A 21,456-nucleotide genomic window follows, 5' to 3' on the forward strand; every position below is an offset into this window, starting at 1 on the left:
TGAGCGCCGGGAACGAGAAGTAAGGCACGCGAATGACGGACGAGACGCTGCCGAGCCGCTCGGCCGGGCGGGAACGCAGCCGCCGAGGCATCCTGCCGTTCCTCCGCGACGTGCTGGTGGTCGTCGTGATCTCGCTGCTGGTCGCCTTCCTGATCAAGACCTTCGTGGTCCGCTCCTTCTACATCCCCTCCGGTTCGATGGAGAACACGCTCCAGATCGACGACAAGATCCTCGTCAACGAACTCCAGCCGTCGGTGTTCGGCCTCAGCCGCGGCGACGTCGTGGTCTTCCGCGACCCGGGAGGCTGGCTGCCGCCCTCCCCGCCCGTGGCGCGCAACCCGCTGGCCCAGGCGGCGGACACCGCCCTCACCTTCGTCGGCCTGTCCGCGTCCGACAGCGACGACCACCTGGTCAAACGGATCATCGGGCTTCCCGGCGACCACGTCGTCTGCTGCAACACGGCCGGCCGGATCCTGGTGAACGGCACGCCGATCGTGGAGCCGTACATCCAGGTCCCGCCCGGGCAGAAGGACGCGGCGACGCTCGCGTTCGACGTCACGGTCCCCGCCGGGCGGCTCTGGGTCATGGGCGACAACCGTTACGACTCGCAGGACTCCTCGCGCAACCAGGCATTGCCCGGCCACGGCTTCGTGCCGCTCGACCACGTCGTCGGCCGGGCGGTGGTGATCAGCTGGCCGGTGAGCAGATGGTCCTGGCTGGACGACTATCCTGAAGCCTTCCGGGAAGTGAAGGAGAAGCGGCAATGATGACCCCGGTCACGCCGACACTGCGTTTCGAGAAGGCGCTGTACCGTGACGGCGTCACGTCGATCGTCGCGGTGGACGAGGTGGGGCGCGGCGCGCTCGCCGGGCCGGTCGCCGTCGGCATGGTGGTCATCGACACCGGCGTCAAGCGCATCCCACCCGGACTGCGCGACTCCAAACTGCTTCCGGAGCCCGCGCGCGAGGCGCTCGAGCCGGCGTGCCGGCGCTGGTCGCTCTTCCACGCCGTCGGCCTGGCGTCGGCTGCGGAGGTCGACGCGCTCGGCATCATGCGCTGCCTGGGGCTCGCGGGAGCCCGCGCCCTGGAAAGCCTCGAGGAGCAGGGTGCGCAGGTGCGCGAGAGCACGCTGATCCTGGACGGCAACTACGACTACCTGAATCCGGCGCTGCTGCGTCCCGCCCGCGTGGTCACGCGCATCAAGGCCGATCGGGACTGCGCATCGGTCGCTGCCGCCTCCGTGATCGCCAAGGTGCACCGCGACAGGCTCATGATCGAGCACGACGAGCAGTACCCCGGGTACGGCTGGGTGAGCAATAAGGGCTACTCGACGCCGGAGCACTTCGCCGCGATCGCCTCGCTCGGACCGAGCGCGCTGCACAGACTGACCTGGTTGAAGGACCTCCAGACACTCGACATGCCGATTTAGGGTCGAGCTCGGCTTAGACTTGTCGAACGATGGATGAGGACGAGTTCGACGACTACGACCGCGAGGTCGAGCTGGCTTTGTATCGCGAATACCGGGACGTCGTCTCGCAGTTCAAGTACGTGATCGAGACCGAGCGCCGCTTCTACCTCGCGAACGAGGTGGAGTTCGTGCGGCGGGACACGGAGCACGACTTCTATTTCGAGCTCACGATGAACGATGTCTGGGTGTGGGACGTCTACCGCGCCGATCGTTTCGTCAAGTCGGTTCGCGTGCTGACGTTCAAGGACGTCAACATCGAGGAGCTCTCGAGCAAGGAGTTCGAGCTCCCCAAGGAGCTCGCGCTCGACGAGTGAGCGTTTCCTCCACAGCGCCCTGAATTGCTGATCTCTCCACAGATTTCCAGCCGCTCGCTCGCGCCCGTTCCTCCCCGGCCAGGCTGGTCGCGGGAGGACACATGGCAGAGAAGGACCGACTGGGTCGGGATGGCGAGGCGCTGGCGGCGCGCTGGTTGGAAGATCGTGGGTACACGGTCGTGGAGCGCAACTGGCGCTGTGCGGCGGGTGAAGTCGACCTGATCGTCCGTCGGGCGCGGACGACGGTGTTCGTCGAGGTCAAGACGCGCAGTTCGGTGGCGTACGGGCATCCGTTCGAGGCGATCACCGCTGCGAAGGCGACGCGGTTGCGGAGGCTCGCCGCCGAATGGTGCCGGGCGCACGCCCCGGTCCCGGGCGAGACACGGATCGATGCCATCGCCGTGCTCGGCGCGCGGGGGGCGGAACCGTCGATCGAGCACCTGATGGGGGTGGCGTGATGGCCGTCGCCCGCACCTTCGCCGTTGCATTGACCGGGGTCCGCGGCGATGTCGTCGAGGTCGAAGCCGACATCTCGGCCGGGCTTCCCGCATTCGTTTTGATCGGGCTGCCCGACGCCGCGCTGGGGGAGTCGCGCAAGCGCGTGTCGGCGGCTGCGGCGAACGCCGGGTGCGCGCTCACACAGCGCAAGCTCACCGTGAACCTCTCGCCCGCGTCCCTCCGCAAGCAGGGATCGGGGTTCGACCTGGCGATCGCCGTCGCGGCGCTGGCCGCGTCGGGGGAGATCCCGGCCGAGGCCGCTGCCGGAGCCGTGCATCTGGGTGAACTGGGGCTCGATGGCCGGCTGCGCCCGGTGCCCGGCATCCTGCCGTCGGTCCTCGCGGCGCGCGACGCCGGGTTCAGGCGGGTACTGGTCCCGAGTGGGAACGCCGAGGAAGCGCAGCTCGTGGGCGGGATCGAGGTGGTGCCCGTCGTGGGGCTGCGCGCCGCGGCGATCCTCCACGGCGCCGAGCTCGACCCGGTCGATGAAGAGCCGGTGCCGCTGTCCGACGAGGTCCCTCGTGCCGGGCCCGAGCCCGACATGGCGGACGTCTCGGGCAACGACGAAGCGGTCGACGCGTTCGTCGTGGCGGCGGCCGGCGGGCACAACGTGTCGATGGTCGGTCCGCCCGGCGCAGGCAAGACCATGCTCGCGCGCCGGCTGCCGTCGCTGCTGCCCGACCTGACCGCCGAGCAGGCTCTGGAGTCGACCTCGATCCGCTCCCTCGCGGGCAGGGGAGTCGGCGGAGTGCTCGTGCACCGGCCGCCGTTCGAATCCCCGCACCACACGGCGTCGGCCGTCTCCCTCGTCGGCGGCGGGACCACGCGGCTCGTCCCGGGAGCGATCGTCCGCGCGACGAACGGCGTGCTCTTCCTCGACGAGGCGGCGGAGTTCCCGGCCAGCGTGCTCGACGCACTTCGCCAGCCCCTGGAATCGGGCGGGATCACGATCCACCGGGCGAGCGGCACCGCTGCCTTCCCCGCCCGCTTCCAACTCGTGCTCGCCTCGAACCCGTGCCCGTGCGGCCGCTACGGATCAGCCGACGAGGAGTGCAGCTGCACGCCCATCGCACGGCGCCGCTACTTCGCACGGCTGTCCGGACCGCTCCTCGACCGCATCGACCTCCACCTCACCGTGCGGCGCCTCGGCCTCGGCGCGCTCCGCACGTCGACGGACAGTGGGACGGCCAGCCGTTCGAGCGCATTGCTCCGCGAGCGTGTCGTCCAGGCGCGGGCCGCGGCCGCGGAGCGCCTCGCCGGCACCGGCTGGAGCACGAACGCCGAAGCCGCGGGACCCTGGCTGCGCGCCGCACCCCGTCGGGTCGCTCCCGGCGCCCGCGCCGCACTCGACCGCGCTCTGGAACGAGGCGGCGTCACCATGCGCGGCTACGACCGCGTCCTGCGCGTCGCCTGGACCCTGGCGGACCTCGACGGGGCCGGAAGCCCCAGCGCCGATGAGGTCGGCCGCGCGCTCTACCTGCGACGAGGGGTGGGGGCGTGATGGGGGGAGTGAGCCGGATGCACGGGCGCGCTGTGCGTGAGCGCGGGGCGATGGCCGGAAGGTTCGTGCCGGGCGCGTTCGATCTCGCCGCGGAGGGCGGGGGTAGGCGGGCTTGGCTGCGTCGCCTCCGTCGCGCTGTTCATCTGGTCGCGGGTGCGGGTGCGGCTTCACGTATCGGGGGTGCGTGATGGCGGAGAACACGCGGATCCCCGGGCTCACGTCGCGCGAGCTCGGTACCGTCATCGGGGCGGTGGCGCCCGGCGACGGGTACCCGGACGAACAGGCGGCGGTCGCGGCCGTCGCCCGTGCAGCATTGTCGGCGGCATGCGAGCCCGGCGATACCGACGCGCTGACCCTGGTCATCACGCTGGGTGCGGTGCGCACGTTGCGCGCTGTGATCGACGACGCGTCGCCGCAAGCGGTCCGGAGCGCCCTGGAGGCGGAGGTCGCTCCTGTCGTCCCTTCCGTGTCCCGGCTCCGTGATGCGCTGGCGCGGTGGCGTGCTCGGCTCCCGGCCGGTCCGGTGTGGACACCTTTGGTGCGGGGTGCCCGGATCGGCGCGCGCTTCGTGACACCGGAGCACCCGCTCTGGCCCGAGGCCGTCGACGACCTGAACGTCGGGGCGCCGCTGGCTCTGTGGCTGCGAGGAGATCCTGCGCGCCTCGGGATGCTGTCCCGCTCGATCGCGCTGGTCGGCGCGCGGGCGGCGAGCGGATACGGCGAGCACGTCGCGCTCGAGAGCGCGGCGGGGCTCAGCGACCGCGGCTTCGCGATCGTCTCCGGCGGCGCCTACGGCGTGGACGCTGCGGCCCACCGTGCGGCGCTGGCGAGCGACCAGGTGACGGTCGCCTTCCTCGCGGGCGGCATCGATCGCCTCTATCCGGCGGGCAACGACGACCTGCTCAAGCGTGTCGCCCGCGACGGCCTGCTGGTCGCGGAACTGCCGCCGGGCTCGACACCGACACGCTGGCGGTTCCTGATGCGCAACCGACTCATCGCCGCGTCGAGCAGCGCGACGGTCGTCGTCGAAGCAGGCGCGCGATCCGGTTCCCTCAACACAGCGGCCCATGCCGCCCAGTTGGGGCGCCCGCTGGGTGCAGTGCCAGGACCTGTGACGTCCAAGGCCTCGGAAGGCTGCCACCGCCTCATCCGCGAGTACGCGGCGACGTGCGTGACGACGCCGGACGAGATGGCGGAACTCGCCGAGCCGATCGGGGTGAGCATCGGGGCGGGAGCCGGGGCGGATTCGTTGGACTCCTCCGACCGCGCCCCCTGAACTGGCGTCGCGAGCGTCACCGGCCCAGCGTTGCCCCACACTTACGCTCGAACGGTGACTCCTCAGCCCTCCTCGACGAAAACTCCAGCGTCCACGACGTCGGCCGACGACGACCTCGAGACCGTTTTGCGCAATGAGATCGCCGAGGCGAGAGGGCTCCTCGAGTTCGACGCGCGCTACCGGGAACACGCGACCGAGGGTGCCGCCTTCGAGAGCCTCGTGCGCTGGCTCGCCGTCGATGCTATGGAGGAGGACTTGCTCGACGAGGACGAGGACGCGCACGAGGACGACGTCGACGGCTCCGAGCTCGCGGACTACGTGGCGGACTGGCGGGAACGACTCACCTCGACCACCGTCTCGACGTCCGATCGGAGCGAGCCGGCTCGAGCGATCGAGGCTGCATGCAGTACGGAAAAGCGGGCCCATCTCAACTCCAACAGATCTGAGTGGGGCTTCCCACCCGTCGACGGCCTTCCCGACTTGGACGATGCTGCGCTGAGCCTGGACCCGCTGCTGGCCGACCTCTTCTCGCAGCTTCCCGCACCTGAGGCCTGCTCGGAAGAGCTGTACCCGGCGTGGGCGGGAGCGGCCGTACTTCAGTCCATCTCGACGACGATCCTGGCTATCTCACTGCTGCTGAAGCATGGATACGTGACGGATGCGGCGGCGCGATGGCGAGGTCTCCATGAGCTCACGTGCGCCGCGCACACGATCGTCGACTCCGCCGATCCCATCGACGTGTCGCGCCGATACCTCATTCACGGTGGTCTGCTTCCGGAGCGGTACATGACGGAGGCGGAGCGCGCTGATGTGGAGAAGACCATCGAGAACCCGAGACATCGAAACTGGCTCCGGGAACGAGGGTGGGCCGTCACCGACGTCAAACTGAATGAACGGTCACAGCTGTGGCTGTTCAAGCAGCTCGGGAGTGACACACACCGGATGTTCGAAGTCCGGTGGATAGCGAACAGCCACAACATGGTCCACATGTCGAGCGGCGCGGTCGCCGACGGCAGCCGACAGGCCGGCGCGGCACCCGCAGGATGGACGCCGCGAGCGGTGGACGAAACGACCGTCGCGGTCTTGTACTCGCTCAGCTCGGCGGTCGCGAGCGTGCTCGAACTCTCGCTGTTCGGCGCGACGCGCAGTCGTGAGTCGGCAGCGGAGTGGTACCGCGAGCTGCGGCGAACCATCGATCGCTCCCTCGATCGCACACTCAGGGGCGCGAGCTGCTCGCACTGATGGCGAAGCGAGCTCGGCGGGACAGGTCGGGCGAGTGACCGTCGCCGATTCCGGTCGGCAACGGAGCGCCGCAGGGCGGTGAGCGCCGTCAATGGCGGAAGCTGGGAGGGTGGACCTCCAACACGCGATCGACGGCTACGTGCGCCATCTCGCGATCGAGCGCGGATACTCGCCGCAGACGGTCCGCGCGTACCGTTCCGATCTCGCCCAGCTGGAGGGGTTCGCCCGCAGGCGACAGGTGACCACCACGGAGCAATTGACGCTCGACCTGTTCCGGGACTGGCTCTGGGACGGCTCGCAGCGTCAGCTGGCCAAGGCGACCCTCGCCCGGCGTTCCGCCGCGGCACGCGGCTTCAGCTCGTGGACAGCGCGCCAGGTGGAGGCGCGTGACGCGAGCCTCGACGGCGGCGCCCGCGGGTCGGGCGCCTCGACTCTCGGCGGCACCGCCCTCGGCCCGGGTACAGATGACCCGAGTCTGGCTGCCAGCGCAGCACACGGCGAAGCATCCGGGGCAGTACACGGTGCGGGCCCACGCGACTTGGGCCACGACAGCGGAGCCGACTCCGGGCACCGACAGCCGTCCGCCGGAGCCCCCGATCCCGCCGCGCGCCTGCGGGCGCCGAAAGCGGACAAGCACCTGCCGCGCGTCATCACGCGCGACCAGATCGAAGGCCTCCTGACGGCTCTCGGCGAACGCGCCGAGGACGGCGACCCGGCCGCGCTGCGCGACGTGGTCGTCATCGAGCTGCTCTACGCCGCTGGGATCCGGGTGAGCGAGCTCACCGGGCTCGACGTCGACGACGTCGACCTCGATCGGCTCACACTGCGGGTGGTCGGGAAGGGGAAGAAGGAGCGGGTGGTGCCGTTCGGGGTTCCGGCTCTGCGCGCCGTGCGGCGCTACCTCGCGACAGCGCGCCCCGCTCTCGCCACCGAGGGGTCAGGGCCCGCGCTCCTGCTCGGGGCGCGGGGTGGCAGGCTGGGAACGCGGGCCGTCTACCAACTCGTCGCGTCGCTCCTCGTCGACCTTCCCGGCGGCGGCCCGGCCGGTCCGCACACGCTGCGGCACACGGCGGCGACGCACCTTCTGGACGGGGGAGCGGACCTGCGCGCGGTGCAGGAGATCCTCGGACACGCGAGTCTTGGCACCACCCAGATCTACACGCACGTCTCGACCGAGCGGCTCAAGGAGTCCTACCGCATTGCTCACCCCCGCGCCTGACGGTCGGTCGACCCGCCGGCGCGCAGCGGCAGCAGCACCGACCGCGGCACCCGGTCGAAGAACAGCAGCGGGGAGACGTAGTCGCCGTCGATGCGCACGCCAACATGGAGGCAGCTGTTCGAGCAGTGCGCTCCGGTGCCGACGACCCCGAGTGGGGAACCGCGAGTGACGGTGTCGCCTGCCGTCAATCCGTCCGCGAGCAGGGGCTCATACGACGACAGGATCCCAGAGCCGTGATCGAGCGTGAGTACCGGCCGATCGACGACGACGCCCGCGAAGTGCACGGTCGCGTCCGACGGCGCGACGACGACAGTGCTGGTCGCGGCGGCCAGGTCGATTCCCCGATGCCCGGCGGCGTAGGGGGAGGGCGGAGCCGCATACGCCTGCACGATACGCGGTGGAGCCACCGGCCATCGCCATCGCGGGGCGGCCGCTTCGATCGCGCTCTGTGCCACGGTCTTTGCCCGCGGGGCGGCTGCATCGATCGCGCCTTGTTCCGCGGTTTCCGCTCGCGGGGTGGGCGCGCTGGTCGCGCTCTGTCCCGCGGTTTCCGCTCGTGGGGTGGCCGCGCCGATCGCGCCTTGTACGTCGGATGCCGACCGCCGGAACCCGACCACCGTCCCCGGAACCTCCGGGGACGCCGCCGAAGCCGGGCCTGCTACAGGGGACTCTGCCGCCGCTGGGCTCGCCACAGGACTCGCTCCCACTGACGTCAGCAGCCAGACCACCGCGGCTGCTGTCGCGCAGATCACCGCCCCCGGTCCACCCGCGCGTCCCGCTGCCTCCGCCCGTCGGCCTGAACGCCGAAACCGCTCGTTCACCGACACTCGTTCACCACCAATATCCGTCTACCCCGCATCCCGTCGCCCGCTCATGCCATCCGGTCACCACCGCGAACCCGCCGATCACCACCGCGCACCCTCCCACCACCCTGCCCCGCCCCGAACGCCTCACCCGCCCTGCCCCCTCGATCCGTGGACAACCGCACGGCGCCGCCCGCTGTGGAGGACTCTTCTGCCCGTCCTGATTGCGGCGTACCGTGTCGTACGCCGCGACCTGTTCGCTCGCGCGCCACAACCGAAGAGGGATGTCATGACTGATCAACGCAGCTCCACGTCCGACGCAGAAGAGCACGTTCCCCAGCCCACGGCGGCGATGAGACGGAAGGTCGTCGGCCTGGCGACCGCAGCGGCGGTCGGCGGATTCCTGTTCGGTTTCGACTCGTCGGTCATCAACGGGGCCGTCGACTCCATCCAGCACCACTTCGCGCTCAACGCGTTCGTCACCGGGTTCATCGTCGCCGTCGCCCTGCTGGGCTGTGCGGTGGGCGCCTACGTCGCCGGCCGGCTCGCCGACCGGTGGGGCCGGATCCGGGTGATGCTCATCGGCGCCGTCCTCTTCCTCGCGAGCTCGATCGGGGCCGGCCTCTCGTTCTCGGTCTGGGACCTCGGCTTCTGGCGCATCATCGGGGGTCTCGGCATCGGCATCGCCTCGGTCGTCGCTCCGGCGTACATCGCCGAGATCGCGCCGAAGCAGCGACGGGGCGGCCTCGCCTCGCTGCAGCAGCTGGCCATCACCGTCGGTATCTTCGTCGCCCTGCTCTCCGACGCGCTGCTGGCGGGCGCGGCCGGCGCGGCGGCCAACCAGCTCTGGCTGGGGCTGGAGGCCTGGCGGTGGATGTTCCTCGTCGGGGTCATCCCGTCCCTCGTCTACGGGATCCTGGCGCTCGTCCTGCCCGAGTCGCCCCGTTACCTGCTGGCGACGGGCAGGCATGATCAGGCGCGGGAGATCTTCGTCACGCTGGTGCCGGAGGAGGACGTCGACCGCCAGGTGCGCGACATCGAGCAGGCGATCGAGCAGGACAAGGATGCGGCCAAGGGAACGCTGCGCGGCAACCGGTTCGGGTTGAAACCCATCGTCTGGATCGGCATCATCCTGTCGGTGTTCCAGCAGTTCGTCGGCATCAACGTAATCTTCTACTACTCGACGACGCTCTGGAAGGCGGTCGGCTTCACCGAGAGCAACTCCCTGCTGATCACCGTGATCACGTCCGTCACCAACGTGGTCGTGACGATCGTGGCCATCCTGCTGGTGGACAGAGTGGGTCGTCGACCGATCCTGCTCACCGGATCGGTCGGAATGGCGCTGTCGCTCGGCGTGATGGCCCTGGCGTTCAGTTTCGCCTCCAAGACAGGAAGCGAGGTGTCGCTGCCGAACCCGTGGGGTCCGATCGCGCTGGTCGCCGCGAACCTGTTCGTGATCTTCTTCGGCGCGTCGTGGGGGCCGCTGGTGTGGGTGCTGCTGGGGGAGATCTTCCCTCCGCGCATCCGTGGAGCCGCGCTCGGCGTCGCCGCCTCCGCCCAGTGGATCGCGAACTTCCTAGTGACCGTGTCGTTCCCGCCGATGTCGGACTTCTCGCTGCCGTTCACGTACGGGATGTACGCGGTGTTCGCCGCGCTCTCGTTCTTCTTCGTCTTCTTCAAGGTGCCGGAGACGAACGGGATGGCGCTCGAGCACGCGGAGACGCTGTTCGCCACCGCGGGGAGAAGCCGCGGACCCCAGGTGCGCTCGTCGGGGGACACGGTCCCGCGCCCCTGAACCGCGCCAGAACCGTCCCGGAACCGCGCACGTGGGCGGGCCGCGATCCTGATAAGCTGTTCTCTGCACTCCGCACGTCGGAGTGACTACGCGTGTCCGCAACGCCCTCTTCGCAGGGCGGGCGCGTCTCCACCGGTCTCCTGATCATCCACCACGGTTCTCCGTGCGGGTGCGCGGGTGCGGAGCAGCGCAGGGCACCAGGCGCGGCGATCGACCGATCGTCGCGGGACAACCGAGAGTCGCGTCCCCGCCTCAGGGCCGGGCGCGCAAGACAAGGAGAACGGCAAATGGCCGTCGTCACCATGCGCCAGCTGCTCGACAGCGGCGTCCACTTCGGACACCAGACCCGTCGCTGGAACCCGAAGATGAAGCGCTTCATCCTCACCGAGCGTTCCGGCAGCTACATCATCGACCTGCAGCAGTCGCTCGCATACATCGACAAGACCTACGAGTTCGTGCGCGAGACCGTCGCGCACGGCGGCACCATCCTCTTCGTCGGCACCAAGAAGCAGGCTCAGCAGGCGATCGCCGAGCAGGCGACCCGCGTGGGCCAGCCCTACGTGAACCAGCGCTGGCTGGGCGGTCTGCTGACCAACTTCCAGACCGTGTCCAAGCGTCTCGCGCGCATGAAGGAGCTCGAGGAGCTCGACTTCGAGGGCACCACGAGCGGCTTCACCAAGAAGGAGCTGCTGATCAAGAAGCGCGAGCTCGACAAGCTGCACAAGTCGCTCGGCGGCATCCGCAACCTGTCGAAGACCCCGAGCGCGATCTGGGTCGTCGACACCAAGAAGGAGCACCTCGCGATCGACGAGGCGAAGAAGCTGGGCATCCCGGTCATCGCCATCCTCGACACGAACTGCGACCCGGACGAGGTCCAGTACCCGATCCCGGGCAACGACGACGCCATCCGTTCGGTCACCCTCCTCACCCGCATCGTCGCCGACGCCGCGGCCGAGGGCCTCATCCAGCGTCACCAGAAGCCCGAGGAGGGCTCCGAGCAGGCCGAGCCGCTCGCCGAGTGGGAGCAGGAGCTCCTCGCGCAGTCGAGCGACGAGGTCCAGTCCTCCGCCGAGAACGAGAAGGCGGCCGACGCCGACCTCGCCGAGGCCAAGGCGGACTCCGCCGAGGTCGTCGCCGAGGGCGAAGCCGACGCCGAGGCCAAGTAACCAACTTCCCAACTTCGAGTCAGAAGGTTCCAGTCAGAACATGGCAAACATCAGCATCGCTGACATCAAGGCCCTGCGCGAGCAGCTCGGCACCGGCATGGTCGACACCAAGAAGGCCCTCGAGGAGGCCGGCGGCGACATCGAGAAGGCCACCGAGATCCTGCGCCTGAAGGGTGCGAAGGGCAACGCCAAGCGCGCCGACCGCTCCACCTCCGAGGGCCTCGTCGCCGCGAAGGAGAACGGCAACGGCACCGCGACGATGATCGAGCTCGCGTGCGAGACCGACTTCGTGGCGAAGGGCGAGAAGTTCATCGCCCTGGCCGACAAGGTGCTCGACGCGGCAGCCGCCGCGGGCGCGACCACGGTCGAGGAGGCGCTTGCCGCCCCCGCCGGCTCGCAGACCGTCGCCGAGCTCATCGGTGACGAGGCCGCGATCCTCGGCGAGAAGGTGGAGCTCCGCCGCATCGCCGTCGTCTCGGGCGAGAGCTTCGCGATCTACCTGCACAAGACCTCCAAAGACCTGCCGCCGCAGGTCGGCGTCGTCGTCGGCTACGCCGGCGGTGACGCGGAGACCGCTCGCAGCATCGCGCAGCACATCTCGTTCGCCAACCCGACCTACCTCACGCGCGAGGACGTCCCTGCGGACGAGGTCGAGAACGAGCGTCGCATCGTCGAGGAGATCTCGCGCAACGAGGGCAAGCCGGAGGCCGCGCTCCCGAAGATCATCGAGGGTCGCCTCGGCGCCTACTTCAAGCAGGTCGCCCTGCTCGAGCAGGAGTACGCCCGCGACAACAAGCTGACGATCGCCCAGGTCCTCAAGGACTCGGGTCTGACCGTTTCGGGCTTCGCCCGCTTCAAGGTCGGCGCCTGACCCAGGCATGAAGGAGTCCGGATCGTGAATCACGATCCGGACTCCTTTTCTGTGCGCACGCGAACTGTTCACGCGCCGCACGCACGCATTAGCGTTAACGAACCACACGGAAGGACTCGTACACGTATGTCGGCATCCACTCAAAGACGCAGGGTCCTCCTCAAACTCTCCGGCGAGGCGTTCGGCGGCGGCCAGCTCGGGGTGAACCCCGACATCGTCAGCAGCATCGCCCGGGAGATCGCCCAGGCGGCGACGGACGTCGAGATCGCGATCGTCGTCGGCGGAGGCAACTTCTTCCGCGGGGCCGAGCTCTCGCAGCGCGGCATGGACCGCGGGCGTGCCGACTACATGGGCATGCTGGGCACGGTCATGAACTCGCTCGCCCTGCAGGACTTCCTCGAGCAGGCCGGCGCCGAGACGCGCGTCCAGTCCGCCATCGAGATGACCCAGGTCGCGGAGCCCTACATCCCCCGGCGCGCGGAGCGGCACCTCGAGAAGGGCCGGGTCGTCATCTTCGGCGCCGGCGCAGGGCTGCCGTACTTCTCGACCGACACGGTCGCGGCCCAGCGGGCACTGGAGATCAGCGCCGACGTCGTCCTGGTCGCCAAGAACGGCGTCGACGGGATGTACGACGACGACCCGCGCACGAACCCGGAGGCGCGCAAGATCGACCAGATCAGCCACCAGGACGCCCTCCAGCAGGGCCTCAAGGCCGTGGACTCCACCGCGCTGAGCCTCTGCATGGACAACGGGATGCCGATGCGTATCTTCGGCATCGAGCCGGCAGGTAACGTGACGGCCGCGCTGCTCGGCGCCGAGATCGGCACGCTGCTCGGCTGAGCGGCGTCCGCTGGCCGCGACCGGCCCGTCCGGCACGCGACAGCGGACCGCCGGCAGCCGGTCGTGCGCAGGCTGCCGGCAGCCGGTCGTGCGCAGGGCGCCGGGCGCCCTGGCCCTAGACTAGACACCGACTCACCGATCTGAAGGAGAAACCGTGATCGCCGATGTGATTTCCGACGCCCGCCAGCGCATGAGCAAGACCGTGGACGCGGCGAGGGACGACTTCGGCACGGTGAGCGCGGGGCGTGCGAACCCCGCCCTCTTCCAGAAGGTGCTCGTGGATTACTACGGCTCGCCGACGCCGCTGGCACAGCTCGCCGGCCTCCAGAACCCGGAAGCGCGCGTGCTGCTCGTCACGCCGTACGACAAGTCCGCCCTCAAGGACATCGAGAAGGCGATCGTCGCCATGCCGAACCTCTCGGCGAACGTCGGGAACGACGGCGAGATCGTGCGCGTGACGCTGCCCGAGCTGACGGAGGACCGCCGCAAGGAGTTCGTCAAGATCGTCCGGGGCAAGGGTGAGGACGCCAAGGTGGCGATCCGCAACATCCGGCGCAAGGCGAAGGATGAGCTGGACGCGCTCAAGGGCGAGGTCGGGGATGATGAAGTCGCTCGCGGCGAGAAGGAGCTCGAGACCCTCACCCGTTCGCACGTCGACGCCGTCGACGAGGCCCTGAAGCGCAAGGAAGCAGAGCTCCTCGAGGTCTGAATGAGCGAGGGGAGCAGCCCCGGCGCGCCCCGCACGCCGGAGTCGGGCAGACGGGGGAAGGCGGCGGCACGGGCAGAGCTCCGCGCGCAGGTTCAGGCCACCCGTGCCGACTTCGAGCGCCAGATGCTGGCCAGGAAGGCGCAGCTCGATGCGACCAACGAGCGAATCGCCGCCCGCACCGGCCGTAACCTCATCCTGGCCATCCTGATCGGCCTGGGGGCCGGCGCGCTGCTCATCCTGAGCCTCATCTTCATCAAGGAGCTGTTCCTGGTGTTCGGGGCGGCGATGATCGGGTTCGCCGCCTTCGAGCTCACGCAGGCGTTCCGGGGAGCCGGGCGACGTGTCCCGCGCATCCCGACAGTGATCGCCGCGCTCGCGATCGTGCCCGCCACGTTCTGGTTCCACGCGGGCGGCCAGCTGGTCGCCCTGGCGGCGGGCATCTTGCTGGTCGTCGTGTGGCGGCTGGTCGAGGAGGCCGCTGTTCCCGCCAAGCGGGCGGGGGGAGTGGCGCTGGCGCGGGATCTCGCCTGGAGCGTCCTCGTTCAGATGTATGTGACGCTCCTCGGATCGTTCGCGATCCTGCTGCTCGCCGAGAACGGCGGCGAATGGTGGGTGCTCGCGTTCCTGATCGTGGTCGTGGCCGTCGACACCGGGGCCTACGCGAGCGGCCTGTCGTGGGGCCGGCATCCGATGGCACCGACGATCAGTCCGAAGAAGACCTGGGAGGGCTTCGCAGGGGCAGCCGTCGCCGCGGTGGTCGCCGGCGTCCTCGTCTCGCTGTTCATGATCGGCGAGACGTGGTGGTTCGGCGTCGTGTTCGGTCTGGTGGCCTTGCTGACGGCGACGGCCGGAGACCTCGCGGAGTCGCTGATCAAGCGCGATCTGGGCATCAAAGACATGAGCTCCTGGCTGCCGGGTCATGGCGGATTCCTCGACCGACTGGACTCGATCCTGCCGTCGGCGGCGGCCACCTACGTGCTGTTCCTCATCTTCACCTGACAGAATGTCCCGGTGAGCACCTTTCCCCGGAGCCCCAAGTCGAAGCTCGGATACGACGTCGACCAGGTGGACGAGTTCCTCGTGAGCGCGCGCGTCGCGTACGACGCCGACGCGTCGTCGCAGGCGTCCCTGACTGCCGCCGACATCCGCCACACGGCGTTCTCGATGGCCAAAGGCGGCTATTCGACCTCGCACGTGGACGCGGCCCTCGAGCGGCTGGAGGACGCCTTCGCGGCCCGCGAGCGCGAGGCCGCCCGCGGCGCTGTCAGCGACGCCCAGTGGTTCGAGCAGGCGCGCACGACGGCGCAGGCGATCCTCGACCGTCTCGAGCGGCCCATCGGTCACCGCTTCCAGAGAGTCAGCTTCCTGACCCTCGGGTACAACAGGAACGACGTCGATCGTTTCGCCGGCAGGCTGGTCAAGTACTTCCAGGATGGGCGGCCGATGAGCGTCGAGGAGGTGCGCACCGTGACGTTCCGCGAACAGCGCGGGGGGTATCGTGAGGCGCAGGTGGACCTCCTCTTGGACAGCGTCACGGACGTGATGCTCGCGGTCCGCTGAGCCTGGTCATTCGCTGAATAGGGGTGTCCCGCCTTGGAAAGTCGTGAATTGTTCGTTATGGTCTTGTGATCGTGGGTAGACGAGAAGCAGCAGAAATCGTTCCGCTGACCCCTGCCAACCCGGTCGGAGTCGCATTCCGGCGTTCGCGGCGCCCTCACATCCGGTCGCGCGCGGCCATCTGGGGGTTCGCCTTCACCGCCGCCGTCGGCTTCGCTCTGGTCAATGTCGTCGACCCGTACTCGGGCAGCGCGGCCACTCCGGCATACGCGGACTCCCTGCAGAACATCGACCAGACCTCCCGCTACGGAGACGCGCCGGTGCAGAGCCTGACGGCCCCCGACGCCTCGGCGACCACGGTCACTCGCGACGTGCTCGGCGTGAAGCCGAAGCCCACTCCGACCCCGACCCCGACTCCGACGCCGACCAAGTCGTCGTCGAGCGGCAGCAGCGGCGGTTCGACCGCGCCGTCGGCGCCCGTTCCCGACCCGGGAACCGCGAAGGCCATCGCGTACCAGATGGTGCAGCAGCGCGGTTGGGGCGACGACCAGTACAGCTGCCTCGTCGCACTCTGGAACAAGGAATCCGGCTGGCGCGTGAACGCATCCAATCCCAGCGGCGCGTACGGCATCCCGCAGGCCCTCCCCGGCAGCAAGATGGGCCCGGGCTGGCAGACGGACGCCAGCGTGCAGATCTCGTGGGGCCTCGGCTACATCGCCGGCCGGTACACGAACCCCTGCGGCGCGTGGGGGCACTCGCAGTCCTCCGGCTGGTACTGAGTCGGCACTCCGCGGCCCTCCGCTCGCACCTGTACGGGTTGCCGCCGGCGCTGCATAGACTGGGGGAGTGCCCCGCAGCAATCGTCCCCGCCGTCGCCCTGGCGAGCAGCGTGAGGAGGAGCAGGACGGCTTCGACCGCCTGCTGGCAGGCTGGAAGCGCGTGGAGGTGCGCCGGGGTGCCGAATGGAACGTCCAGCCCGTGTCCGCGCTCCAGGCGCAGAAGAGCTACGTCTGCCCGGGATGCGGACGCGAGATCGGTCCGGGGGTAGCGCACCTGGTCACGTGGCGCGCCGACGGCGTGCTCGGCGACTCGGCGGACCTCGCCGCGCGGCGGCACTGGCACACGGCGTGCTGGAAGACCGCGTGAGCGGATGAAGGAGACCACGGAAGTGACGGACGCACCGACGGAGATCCGCGGCGGCATCGAGTTGCCGGCGCGCCGGGAGGACATCGAGCTGCACACCAGGGACGGCCTGACCCTCGTCGGCGAGCTCGCGAGCCCCCTGGAGCGCGAGCCGGTTGCGACCCTGGTCACGCTGCACCCACTGCCGACGGGCGGCGGCTTCATGGACTCGCACATCCTGCGCAAGGCCGCCGGCCGATTGCCCGCACTGGCCGACATCGCCGTGCTGCGCTTCAACACGCGCGGCACGGCATCCCCGCGCGGCCGCAGCCAGGGGCAGTTCGACCACGGCATCAGCGAGCGCTACGACGTGGAGGCGGCGATGGGTTTCGTCGCCGAACGCGGCCTTCCGCACCCGTGGCTCCTCGGCTGGTCGTTCGGCACCGAGCTCGCGCTGATGTACGGCCGGGAGTGTCCCGTCGACGGCGTCATCCTGCTCTCGCCCCCGCTGCACCGCGCGAAGCCGGAGCACCTCGTCGCCTGGGCCGGCGACGAGCGTCCCATCGTCGCGCTCATCCCGGAGCACGACGACTATTTGAAGCCTGCGGAGGCGGCGGAGCGGTTCCGCCCACTGCCGCAGATCGAGCTGGTGGACGTGGAGGGCGGCAAGCACCTCTGGGTGGGCGAGAACCAGACACGTCGAGTCCTCGACGAGATCGTCGAACGGCTGAACCCGGCCGCGCTTCCGCTGCCGACGCAGTGGCCGCCCGCGTGAGCCGCTGAGCGGTGCCGGGTACTCCAGGCGAACTCGGCGGCTTCGGCCGGTGACCGTCCGCTACAGCTCGTTCTGGCGGGGGATGACCACCTGCTTGATGATGAGCAGGATCGCCGCCGCGAACGGGATGGCGACGAGGGCACCGAGGATGCCCAGGAGGGTTCCGCCCGCGAGGGCGGCCACCACGACGAGGGCGCCCGGGACGGACACCGCCCGGTTCATGATGCGCGGGCTGAGGACGTATGCCTCCACCTGCATGTAGGCGAGGTAATAGATGGCGGCGGCGATCGCGGTCGGCGGTCCGGAGAGGAAGCAGACCGCGACGATGATCACCGAACCGGTGATCGTGCCGACGAGCGGGATCAGCGAGAAGAAGAACGCGATCGACGCGAGCAGGATCGGGAACTTCGCGCCGATGATCGTCAGGAAGATCGCGCTCAGGACGCCGTTGACCAGAGCGAGCGACACCTGACCCATCACGTACTTGCCGACGGAGTCGGTGATCTGGTCGCCGAGGTCGGCGAACCGCGAGCGGCGGGAGGCCGGCACGAGCTGGTAGGCGGCCCGCTTGATGCTGGGCAGCGAGGCCGTGAAGTAGATCGTCAGGATGACCACGATGATCACGCCGAAGGCGCCCTGCACGATCCCGATGCCCGTCTGCAGCACCTTGGAAGTGATGTCGGGGAGGTTCTTCTGCAGCCAGTCCGTGACGGCGTTGATGTTCTGCTGGTTGACGATCGTCGGGAACTGGTGCTGGAGGCTGAGGAACCACGACTCGGCCCCACCATTGTTCACCCAGTTGATGGTGTTCTGGACGAGCTGACTGGCCTGGCCGACCGCGACCGGGACGATCGCCCAGATCAGCGCGACGAACAGGCCGAGGATGACGACTAGGGTCAGGACGAGCGCGAGCCAGCGCGGGAACTTGCGCCGCTCGAGGAACGCGATCGACGGCTCGATGCCTAGCGCGAGGAATAGCGCGGCGCCGATGTAGGTGATGATCGTGGCCAGGCTGACGATCGAGGTGAGGATGAGATAGCCGAGCCCCACTCCGAGAGTGCCGATCAGCCCCACGCGAAACGCGTTCTGGATCTTCACTGAGTCCCCCTCCGCAGCCGGTCGCCTCCGCCGGCCGGAGGTCAGTCGTCGGCTGACACCTTGTCTGCCGCCTGGAGCATACCCCGCAGGTTCTCGAAGTACCCGGCCACGGCCTCGCGCTCAATCCTAATCTGGGAAAGGCGCTCCTCCGCGTCGGCGATCAGGCGTTGCGTGCGCTCTTCCGCTTCTGCGACGAGTGCATCCGCACGCTCCTGGGCGTCGCGCACGATCTCGGCGGCCGCTTTCTCGGCGTCCTTGCGTGCCGCCTTCACGGTCTGACGCGCTTCTGTGTCGAACGTCTCGGCCTCGGTACGCGCCTGAGCGGTGCGCTTGACCGCGTCGGCGAGCTGTACGTTGGCCTCGTCGAGGTACTTCTGGGTCTGGGCGACGGCTTCCTGGTGGCGGGCGAGGTACTCCTTCTCCGCCTCGTCCCGCCGGGCGCGGAGCTCGACGTCGAGGTCGATCCTCGCCTGCTCGATCTCGTGCGTGCGCTTGTCGAGCTCGGCCACCGTCGCCGTGCGGAGAGCGGTGAGCTCGGCGTCGAGCGCTGCACGCGCGGTGGCGTCCTCCTGGTCGAAGGCGGCCTGGCGCTCGGCGAGCTCGGCATCCAGCGCCGTGCGCGCCTCGGCCGATTCGCGGGCGATCTCGGCTCTGGCCTTCGCCGTCTCGGCGTCGAGAGCCACCCTGGCGCGCTCGGTCTCCTCTGCGAGGGTCACCCTGGTCTGCTCGGCCTCGCGCTCGAGTTCGAGGCGCTGCTGCTCGCGATCGTTCCTCAGCTCCTGCTCGGTGGTCGCCCGCTGGTCGGCGAGCTCTGCCGTGATGCGCTTCGTCTCGGCGGCGAGCGTGCTGCGCGTCTGCTCACGGTCGTCGGCGAGACGGGACCGGGTCTCCTCCGCCTCGGCGGCGAGGGCGGATTTGGTCTGCTCGACCTCGGCGGCGAGCGCGGACTTGGTGGTGGTGACCTCGGTCTCGAGGGCGGATTTGGTCTGCTCGACCTCGGCGGCGAGGGCGGACTTGGTGGTGGTGACCTCGGTCTCGAGGGCCGATTTGGTCTGCTCGACCTCCGCGGCCAGTGCGGACTTCGTCTGCTCGACCTCCGCGGCCAGCGCGGTCCGGGTGGTGACGACCTCGGTTTCGAGGGCGGACAGGGTCTGCTCCTTCTCGGTCGCCAGGCGAACGGCGGTCTGGTCGACGTCGGCGGCCAGCTTCGCGCGCGTGGTGGCGACCTCGGCGGCGAGAGCGCTGCGCTCGGTCGCGAGCTCCTCGGCGAGTGCGGTCCGTGCCTCGCCGACCTCCGCTGCGAGATCCGCCCGGATGCGCTTGGCCTCCGTGTCGACCTCCTTGCGCTGCGCGTCCACCTCGGCGGCGAGCTCGGCGCGGGTGGTCGCGACCTCGTCGGCGAGGGCGGCCTGGGCCGTCTCGACCTCGGTCGCCAGGTCGGCACGGGTCGTCTCCACCTCGGCGGCGAGTGCCGCCTGGGTGGTCGCGACCTCGGTCGCAAGCTCGGCCCTCGCGGTCTCGACCTCCTTCGCGAGCGCGGAGCGGGTCTTCTCGACCTCCTTCGCCAGCGAGGCCTGGGTTCGCTTGACGTCGGCGGCGAGCGCGGCCTGTGTGCTCTCGACCTCGGCCGCGAGATCGGAACGGGTGCGCTCGACGGTGTCGGCGAGCTCCGCCGCCGTGCGCTCCCGGTCGGCGGCCAGCTGGGCGCGGGTGTTCTCGACCTGGGTCGCGATCTCGTTGGCGGTGCGGTCGCGGTCGGCGGCGAGGGTCGCCGCGGTCGAGATGCGGTCGGCCTCCAGCGCGGCGCGGGTCTCCGTCGTCTCGCGCTCGAGGGTCGAGCGGGTCTGGAGGACCTCGTCGGCGAGCTCCTTCCTGGTGCGCTCCACCTCGTCGGCGAGCGCCGAGCGGGTCGTCGTGACGTCGGTCTCGAGCTGCGAGCGCGCGGCGGTGACGTCGGCTTCCAGCTGCGCCCTGGTGGTCGTGACCTCGTCGAGGAGTGCGGACTTGGTGCGGGTCACTTCGTCGGCGAGCTCGCTCGTGGTGCGGGCGACCTCGTCGGCCAGTGCCGACTTCGTGGTCGTCACCTCGTCGGCCAGGCGCGCCTTGGTCTGCTCGACCTCCGCGGCCAGAGCACTCTTGGTCTGCTCGACCTCTGCCGCGAGGGAGGTGGTGGTCTGCGAGACGTCATCCGCCAGCTTCTGCCGTGCCGTGGCGTCCTCGTGCTGGAGGTCGGCGCGCGTCTGCGCGGCCTCGGCCGCAAGGGCGGCGCGCTGCCGCTCCACCTCGTCGGCGAGCTCTGCGCGGGCCTGTGCGATCTCGGCCGCGAGAGCGTCACGCGCGGCGGTCTCCTCCGCAGCGAGCCGGTCAGCGGTCTCTGCGACCTTCTTGTCGAGCTCCAGGCGGATCTGGGCCGACTCGCGCTCGAAGGCGGCCCTGTCGCCCGCGAGCGCGTTCTCGAGCTCGCTGCGGCGGGCGGCGATGGTGCGGTCGAGCTCGGCGGTCTCCGCACGGGCGGCCTCGGCCTCGCGGAGGGCGACGGCCTTGAGCTCCGCCGCCTCGCGGTCGGCCTCTGCGCGGACCGCTGCGGCCTCGCGCTTGCTGGTGGCGCGCAGCTCGGCGGCCTCGGTGGCGACGGCCCCGCGGATGGCGGCGGCCTCGCGCATGGCGTCGGTGAGGAGGGTCTCTTTGTCGGCGCGGGTGCGTGCGAGCAGCTCCGCCGATTCGATCTGGGCGTCCTCGAGCGCCGTCGTCGCGCGCGCCTGGGCGTCGGCCAGCACCCGCTCCGCCTGGAGCGCCGCCGTCTTCTTGATCTTCTCGACCTCGGCGGTGACGCCGGCGCGCAGCTTCTCGGCGTCGATGTCGGCCTGCGCGATCAGTCGCGTCGACTGCTCCTCTGCGACGCGGAGGGTGTTCTCGAGCTTCGTGCCGAGGCCCGAGTAGGTGGGGCTGCCGACCTCTTCGATCTCGGCGTTGAGCTCGTCGATCCGCAGCTGGAGCCGCTTGAGCTCCTTGGCCTGGTCGGCGGACTGGGTGTTGGACTTGATCAGCTCGCGCCGGAGCTCCTGGACGGCCTTGTCCACCTCGTCCTTGTCGTAGCCGCGGAAGACCTGCGTGAAGTTGGATTCATCGGTGGCCACTGTGTTACTCCTGAAGGGGATTCCGGGTGAGCGAGCCGCGCGCGCGCCGCATCGATCTTACATTT

At 69.8% G+C, this 21,456-nt stretch carries 21 protein-coding genes; 18 read left to right on the plus strand and 3 right to left on the minus strand.

Translation table 11 applies throughout. The features are described from left to right. Positions 1-32: 32 nt before the first annotated feature. The 8 genes from lepB to JNB50_RS17630 all read left to right on the plus strand — a co-directional run bounded on the left by lepB (position 33) and on the right by JNB50_RS17630 (position 7,518). Positions 33-767 (plus strand): signal peptidase I, encoded by a 735-nt coding sequence (gene lepB, locus JNB50_RS17595; protein ID WP_208041463.1) that lies wholly within the window; start codon positions 33-35, stop codon positions 765-767. Continuing rightward, positions 767-1,429 carry a ribonuclease HII gene (locus JNB50_RS17600; RefSeq protein WP_208041530.1) on the plus strand — a complete coding sequence of 221 codons (663 nt, stop codon included), beginning with the start codon at positions 767-769 and terminating at the stop codon, positions 1,427-1,429. The genes lepB and JNB50_RS17600 overlap by 1 nt, the downstream gene beginning before the upstream one ends. Before the next feature lie 29 nt (positions 1,430-1,458). Next, positions 1,459-1,782: a DUF2469 family protein gene (locus JNB50_RS17605; protein WP_018190696.1), complete on the plus strand. Its 324-nt coding sequence runs from the start codon at positions 1,459-1,461 to the stop codon at positions 1,780-1,782. A 101-nt stretch (positions 1,783-1,883) separates the two neighbouring features. Next, the gene (locus JNB50_RS17610; protein WP_208041464.1) at positions 1,884-2,240 is read left to right on the plus strand and encodes a YraN family protein; all 357 of its coding nucleotides are present in this window, start codon (positions 1,884-1,886) and stop codon (positions 2,238-2,240) included. Then, positions 2,240-3,781 carry a YifB family Mg chelatase-like AAA ATPase gene (locus JNB50_RS17615; protein WP_208041465.1) on the plus strand — a complete coding sequence of 514 codons (1,542 nt, stop codon included), beginning with the start codon at positions 2,240-2,242 and terminating at the stop codon, positions 3,779-3,781. The genes JNB50_RS17610 and JNB50_RS17615 overlap by 1 nt, the downstream gene beginning before the upstream one ends. A 187-nt stretch (positions 3,782-3,968) precedes the next feature. Then, positions 3,969-5,057, plus strand: a complete 1,089-nt coding sequence (dprA, locus tag JNB50_RS17620) for a DNA-processing protein DprA (protein ID WP_208041466.1) — start codon at positions 3,969-3,971, stop codon at positions 5,055-5,057. Between the two features lie 54 nt (positions 5,058-5,111). Further along, the gene (locus JNB50_RS17625) at positions 5,112-6,299 is read left to right on the plus strand and encodes a DUF5677 domain-containing protein (RefSeq protein WP_208041467.1); all 1,188 of its coding nucleotides are present in this window, start codon (positions 5,112-5,114) and stop codon (positions 6,297-6,299) included. Positions 6,300-6,408: 109 nt separating this feature from the next. After that, on the plus strand, positions 6,409-7,518 hold the full coding sequence (locus JNB50_RS17630) for a tyrosine-type recombinase/integrase (protein WP_307794779.1): 1,110 nt from the start codon (positions 6,409-6,411) through the stop codon (positions 7,516-7,518). Here the strand turns inward: JNB50_RS17630 and JNB50_RS25825 are convergent. Further along, positions 7,503-7,925, minus strand: coding sequence for a M23 family metallopeptidase (locus tag JNB50_RS25825; protein WP_307794780.1), 423 nt, complete (start codon positions 7,923-7,925; stop codon positions 7,503-7,505). The genes JNB50_RS17630 and JNB50_RS25825 overlap by 16 nt on opposite strands. Before the next feature lie 685 nt (positions 7,926-8,610). On the opposite strand from JNB50_RS25825, the gene JNB50_RS17640 reads away from it, so the two are divergent. The 10 genes from JNB50_RS17640 to JNB50_RS17685 all read left to right on the plus strand — a co-directional run bounded on the left by JNB50_RS17640 (position 8,611) and on the right by JNB50_RS17685 (position 17,156). Further along, entirely contained in the window at positions 8,611-10,116 is a 1,506-nt protein-coding gene (locus JNB50_RS17640) for a sugar porter family MFS transporter (protein ID WP_208041469.1), read from the plus strand. Positions 10,117-10,403: 287 nt separating this feature from the next. After that, positions 10,404-11,282: a 30S ribosomal protein S2 gene (gene rpsB / locus JNB50_RS17645; RefSeq protein WP_208041470.1), complete on the plus strand. Its 879-nt coding sequence runs from the start codon at positions 10,404-10,406 to the stop codon at positions 11,280-11,282. A gap of 40 nt (positions 11,283-11,322) precedes the next feature. Next, positions 11,323-12,153 carry a translation elongation factor Ts gene (gene tsf / locus JNB50_RS17650; protein ID WP_208041471.1) on the plus strand — a complete coding sequence of 277 codons (831 nt, stop codon included), beginning with the start codon at positions 11,323-11,325 and terminating at the stop codon, positions 12,151-12,153. 126 nt (positions 12,154-12,279) lie between these two features. Continuing rightward, positions 12,280-12,993: a UMP kinase gene (gene pyrH, locus JNB50_RS17655; protein ID WP_208041472.1), complete on the plus strand. Its 714-nt coding sequence runs from the start codon at positions 12,280-12,282 to the stop codon at positions 12,991-12,993. A 154-nt stretch (positions 12,994-13,147) separates the two neighbouring features. Continuing rightward, positions 13,148-13,702: a ribosome recycling factor gene (gene frr, locus JNB50_RS17660; RefSeq protein ID WP_208041473.1), complete on the plus strand. Its 555-nt coding sequence runs from the start codon at positions 13,148-13,150 to the stop codon at positions 13,700-13,702. Then, positions 13,703-14,701 carry a phosphatidate cytidylyltransferase gene (locus tag JNB50_RS17665; RefSeq protein ID WP_208041474.1) on the plus strand — a complete coding sequence of 333 codons (999 nt, stop codon included), beginning with the start codon at positions 13,703-13,705 and terminating at the stop codon, positions 14,699-14,701. A gap of 12 nt (positions 14,702-14,713) precedes the next feature. Continuing rightward, a complete protein-coding gene (locus tag JNB50_RS17670; RefSeq protein WP_208041475.1) occupies positions 14,714-15,262 on the plus strand; it encodes a DivIVA domain-containing protein in 549 nt (182 codons plus the stop codon). A gap of 71 nt (positions 15,263-15,333) precedes the next feature. Then, the gene (locus tag JNB50_RS17675) at positions 15,334-16,038 is read left to right on the plus strand and encodes a lytic transglycosylase domain-containing protein (protein ID WP_208041476.1); all 705 of its coding nucleotides are present in this window, start codon (positions 15,334-15,336) and stop codon (positions 16,036-16,038) included. Between the two features lie 67 nt (positions 16,039-16,105). Then, positions 16,106-16,405 (plus strand): hypothetical protein, encoded by a 300-nt coding sequence (locus JNB50_RS17680; RefSeq protein WP_208041477.1) that lies wholly within the window; start codon positions 16,106-16,108, stop codon positions 16,403-16,405. Between the two features lie 22 nt (positions 16,406-16,427). Continuing rightward, positions 16,428-17,156: an alpha/beta hydrolase gene (locus JNB50_RS17685; RefSeq protein ID WP_307794781.1), complete on the plus strand. Its 729-nt coding sequence runs from the start codon at positions 16,428-16,430 to the stop codon at positions 17,154-17,156. 60 nt (positions 17,157-17,216) lie between these two features. Here the strand turns inward: JNB50_RS17685 and JNB50_RS17690 are convergent, their stop codons facing one another. Beyond that, positions 17,217-18,254: an AI-2E family transporter gene (locus JNB50_RS17690; protein ID WP_208041479.1), complete on the minus strand. Its 1,038-nt coding sequence runs from the start codon at positions 18,252-18,254 to the stop codon at positions 17,217-17,219. Positions 18,255-18,295: 41 nt separating this feature from the next. Further along, positions 18,296-21,391 carry a hypothetical protein gene (locus JNB50_RS17695; RefSeq protein ID WP_307794782.1) on the minus strand — a complete coding sequence of 1,032 codons (3,096 nt, stop codon included), beginning with the start codon at positions 21,389-21,391 and terminating at the stop codon, positions 18,296-18,298. Positions 21,392-21,456: the final 65 nt, after the last annotated feature.

The sequence above is a fragment of the Leifsonia sp. TF02-11 genome, from assembly GCF_017565305.1.
Taxonomy (GTDB): Bacteria; Actinomycetota; Actinomycetes; order Actinomycetales; family Microbacteriaceae; genus Leifsonia.